Origin of the sequence: Acetobacter tropicalis (assembly GCF_001580915.1) — a bacterium.
Taxonomy (GTDB): Bacteria; Pseudomonadota; Alphaproteobacteria; order Acetobacterales; family Acetobacteraceae; genus Acetobacter; species Acetobacter tropicalis.
Genome location: NZ_LHZQ01000105.1, coordinates 1 through 3,428, shown reverse-complemented (window position 1 = coordinate 3,428; position 3,428 = coordinate 1). Strand labels below are relative to the sequence as shown.

At 59.7% G+C, this 3,428-nt stretch carries 5 protein-coding genes; 2 read left to right on the top strand and 3 right to left on the bottom strand.

Going from position 1 to position 3,428, the window contains the following annotated elements; genetic code table 11:
• A partial coding sequence (locus AD944_RS00935) for a hypothetical protein (protein ID WP_248845796.1) occupies nucleotides 1-573 on the top strand: 573 nt, incomplete at its 5' end.
• Nucleotides 574-585: 12 nt separating this feature from the next.
• A complete protein-coding gene (locus AD944_RS00930) occupies nucleotides 586-1,128 on the top strand; it encodes a hypothetical protein (RefSeq protein WP_045542162.1) in 543 nt (180 codons plus the stop codon).
• A 52-nt stretch (nucleotides 1,129-1,180) separates the two neighbouring features.
• Here the strand turns inward: AD944_RS00930 and AD944_RS00925 are convergent, their stop codons facing one another.
• The 3 genes from AD944_RS00925 to AD944_RS00915 all read right to left on the bottom strand — a co-directional run bounded on the left by AD944_RS00925 (nucleotide 1,181) and on the right by AD944_RS00915 (nucleotide 3,181).
• Nucleotides 1,181-1,954 carry a hypothetical protein gene (locus AD944_RS00925; protein WP_248845795.1) on the bottom strand — a complete coding sequence of 258 codons (774 nt, stop codon included), beginning with the start codon at nucleotides 1,952-1,954 and terminating at the stop codon, nucleotides 1,181-1,183.
• A 90-nt stretch (nucleotides 1,955-2,044) separates the two neighbouring features.
• Nucleotides 2,045-2,278, bottom strand: a complete 234-nt coding sequence (locus AD944_RS00920) for a hypothetical protein (RefSeq protein ID WP_045542164.1) — start codon at nucleotides 2,276-2,278, stop codon at nucleotides 2,045-2,047.
• Between the two features lie 138 nt (nucleotides 2,279-2,416).
• On the bottom strand, nucleotides 2,417-3,181 hold the full coding sequence (locus AD944_RS00915; RefSeq protein ID WP_045542165.1) for a hypothetical protein: 765 nt from the start codon (nucleotides 3,179-3,181) through the stop codon (nucleotides 2,417-2,419).
• Between the last annotated feature and the right edge of the window lie 247 nt (nucleotides 3,182-3,428).

Genomic DNA, 3,428 nt, shown 5'->3' with positions numbered 1-3,428 from the left:
CACCGCACCAATCCCGCGCAGCGGGTTCGTTCTACCCCCATGAAACGGACTCCCTTCATGAAACCTTTCCTGTCTTTATCGCTGTTCTCCGCCCTGTCGCTGCTCACTGTTTCTGCTCACGCCCAGACGGGTAATCAGAGCGACAGACAGATGATTGCGCACGCCCACTGGCTCAACGCGGAACAGGCCCGACCAGCCACACCCTTGGATACCGCCACCCTGCAAGCTGTCCCCGACCTCACGAAAACAGCCGGACAGTATCACGATCTGTGCGGGACACGCGTGACACCCAAAATCCAACCTCTCGACGTCGGCGGTGACCTTGGGCCCCTCACGGCGATCATCGAAGAGGATCCGGCCTGCTTCGGGGGTGATGGCGCCCGTTACACCCTGCTCGACAGAACGCGTCATATCGTGTGGCAGAACTCTGCTGCCGCCATTGCCATTCTGGAAAGCCGTCATGACGGTGTTCACGATCTGAGTTTCGGTGGACCGGGTCCAAAGACGCCTGTATGGAGTTGGTCGGCAGCCAGTCACGCCTATCAGTTACACGTCGTCATCGACACCGAATAAAAAGAACCCGCCATGGACAAGAATGACATCGATTTTGAAGGGATCAAGGCCCGGTTGGGTCTGTTCTGGGAGACCCCCGATGAACTTGTTCTGGCTGCGCTGGGCAGCACCGTTCTGGCGGGGTTTCTGTCCTGTGCGTACCGCCATGTCGAACGCGGCATGAATTCGGTTCAGCACGCCGGCTTCAGCGGGTTTCATATTCTGGGTGTAACGCTCTGGGTGACCATCGCCTGTTTTGGTGCATCGTGGCTGAGCCGGAAACGCGCCTCCTTCAATATCCCCCGCCTTTACTGTGATCGCGCATCCTGGGGCATGGCGCTGTTCTGTCTCGTCAGAATCTATGTTTTTCTGCAATCATCGCAGACAGAGACAAGCCAGTTTCTTTTTGCGTTCTCGAGCTTCCATCTCTATTTCACGCCCGGTTCCGGCATTCTGTTTCTCCTTGCTGCTCCCGTCCTGCTGTGGCGTGCAACCCGGATCGAAAAGGCACAGGACGTTAATGTGGAACCGGAAGAGCCTGAACTGCTGCCGCCACATGATGACAAAAACGGCTGAGCGGAAACCAGCCTCCCGTTGGGGAGGCTGAAGGACGACAGCCGTCCTTTATTCACTCACGCGCTTGCCAACGTGAAGCAGGACGAGAACGTCGCTTCCCATATCGTGCATTACGATCTGGCATCGATGAGCGACGTTCCTTCCGGTTACAGACAAGCTGCGCGACAGTCGCTTCGATGGCTTCTGCACAGATGGCCTCCAGCCAGTCCGGGTGTGCTATCATGTCGAGCCAGATCACCCGCAGCAGCGGACGGCCCGGCTGACTGAACCAGTCCTGCTTCTTCGCCAGACGGCCCAGAGAGGCTTCCTCGACATCCGCCCGGCAGATCCGGTCGGAGCCCAGCATGCCCATCACCTCGATGCACACCAGAGGGGTCTCCTCATCTGGTGCACAGAGACCGAAATCGCTGCGCAGATACCGCCCGTCTTCCAGCAAGGGATGGCAGCACAGCTCCAATTCATCGGGAACCATTTGCACGAGGGTCTCCCAGACAATCCGCTCTGGCGCGGAATCCAGTGTCGTGCCGTCTGACGCCTGTGATCCCGATCGCGGCAGATGCGGATGACGCCGGGCGAGCGCCTCCAGCATTCGCCGCCAGTCACCGAGGCTTTCGCCCAGCTGGTCCAGATGCCGGGCCTCGGGGCCGCAATACCGCATCATGTTCGAGACAGGCGGTGCGCCCAGCCGTTCGGTGAGTGCTGCCATGAACTGCAGGTCCTCGTCTGTTGCATCCCACGGCGAGAGACGACGGGTCTGGCGAAGATGGCGGGCAGCGCGGGATACGCCGTGTGAGCCTGTATGGTGGCGCGAGGTCTGATAACGCATGATGAAAATCCTGTAGGTCATCACCGGACAGGAAAAGTCCTGTCCGGTAAAAAGCTGATAAGAAAACGTGATGGAGAGATGATCCGGCGCTTACGCCGAAGCGGCGCTGTCCATGACCTCCTGAAGCGTCTCGCCAAAATCTTCGAGGAGATCGCCGAGCAGCAGCACATGGCCTTCCAGCGGGCGGCCAAAGGGCAGCGTGTCGTCGGGACCGTCATCGCGGGCGACACACAGGGCCGGCAGCAGCACGTCGTGCATCTGCAGCCAGACATCAATCAGCCGGTCGAGGCCAGTGCGGGGCCGAGAGAAATGTTCGGCAGACATAGGGGATAATCCTTGTTCCTGTCTGCCCAGCAGACGCAGATCGCCACCGGTACGCTCTGAAGCGTCCGGTGACCGAAAAAGCCGTCTGGGGCAGACCATGAAAAAAACAGGTGGTGGAGATAGGGAAAGAAAAAGCGTTCAGTGGCCCCGAAAAGACAGATCGAACGGCAGCAGATCGTCTTCAGGACATTCGAGCACACCGAGATGCTCCAACCCCGCCTGCAGGCTGTAGCCGGGCGCGCACGCCGTGCTGAACCAGTGCGGGTCAACTGCCAGACCATTGATGACAGGGGCAGCCTCCACCGCTGTGGAGGCCGACAGGCAGATCAGGTTCGACGGATTGATCTGCCGGCTCAGGGCGTCGAACAGCATCAGATCCCTCTGCGGGTCGGTCAGTCCCAGAAGATCTTCAGGGACGAGACCCGCCAGTCGCCCGCTGGACGCGGCATGCACGATCAGACTCATCGGGGTATGGAACATTAGATGCGGCCAGAGTTCCCCGGCCGCGCGATACAGGCACAGACCCGGCAGGGTCAGAGCCGGATCGTCCTCCGCGAGGAAGCGCCGCAGAAAATGATAGTTGAAGACGGCGATGGCGTTCGGTGCGTCCATGCCCTCTTCGGCAAAGACCAGCGGTTCATCAAAACATAGCCGTCCGCTGGCGTCGTGATGCAGTTCCATCGTGCGGACGTAATCCCACACCATCGAAACGGTGAGCGGGGTCCAGAGGATATTCTGCACCACGACCACGAAGCGGCTGCCCTCGGCAAAGCCGGTCATGGGTCTGGCCGGCCACCAGCTGAGCAGACGCAGGCGCAGGGACGTGAGTTGCCCCACGCCGTCAGAGCCAAATGCACTGACCGGCGAGACGTGAGAGAAAAAGGAAGACGAAATTCGTGTCATGAAACATGTCCTGAAAGGCGAGGAAAGACACGGCGGGGGGACACAGGCCCAGGCGCCACATCCTTCTCTCTGGGAACGAAGGGACCAGTCCCTTCATCGACAGCCCTCAGAACCGAGGATGTCTCCCTGTCCGAATGCACTTCAGCCCGCATCTGCAGACACAGACGACATCGAAAGTCTTCTGTTATGACCTTCCGTCATGCAGACGGCAGTGCGCGAGGTGAATTGCCCCGGGTTTTGTGGAGAC

Bases quoted from the DNA above. Each gene is read 5' to 3' on its own strand.
- AD944_RS00920 (WP_045542164.1), bottom strand. From the start codon at position 2,278: ATGTCTGCCGAACATTTCTCTCGGCCCCGCACTGGCCTCGACCGGCTG.
- AD944_RS00925 (WP_248845795.1), bottom strand. From the start codon at position 1,954: ATGCGTTATCAGACCTCGCGCCACCATACAGGCTCACACGGCGTATCC.
- AD944_RS00930 (WP_045542162.1), top strand. From the start codon at position 586: ATGGACAAGAATGACATCGATTTTGAAGGGATCAAGGCCCGGTTGGGT.
- AD944_RS00915 (WP_045542165.1), bottom strand. From the start codon at position 3,181: ATGACACGAATTTCGTCTTCCTTTTTCTCTCACGTCTCGCCGGTCAGT.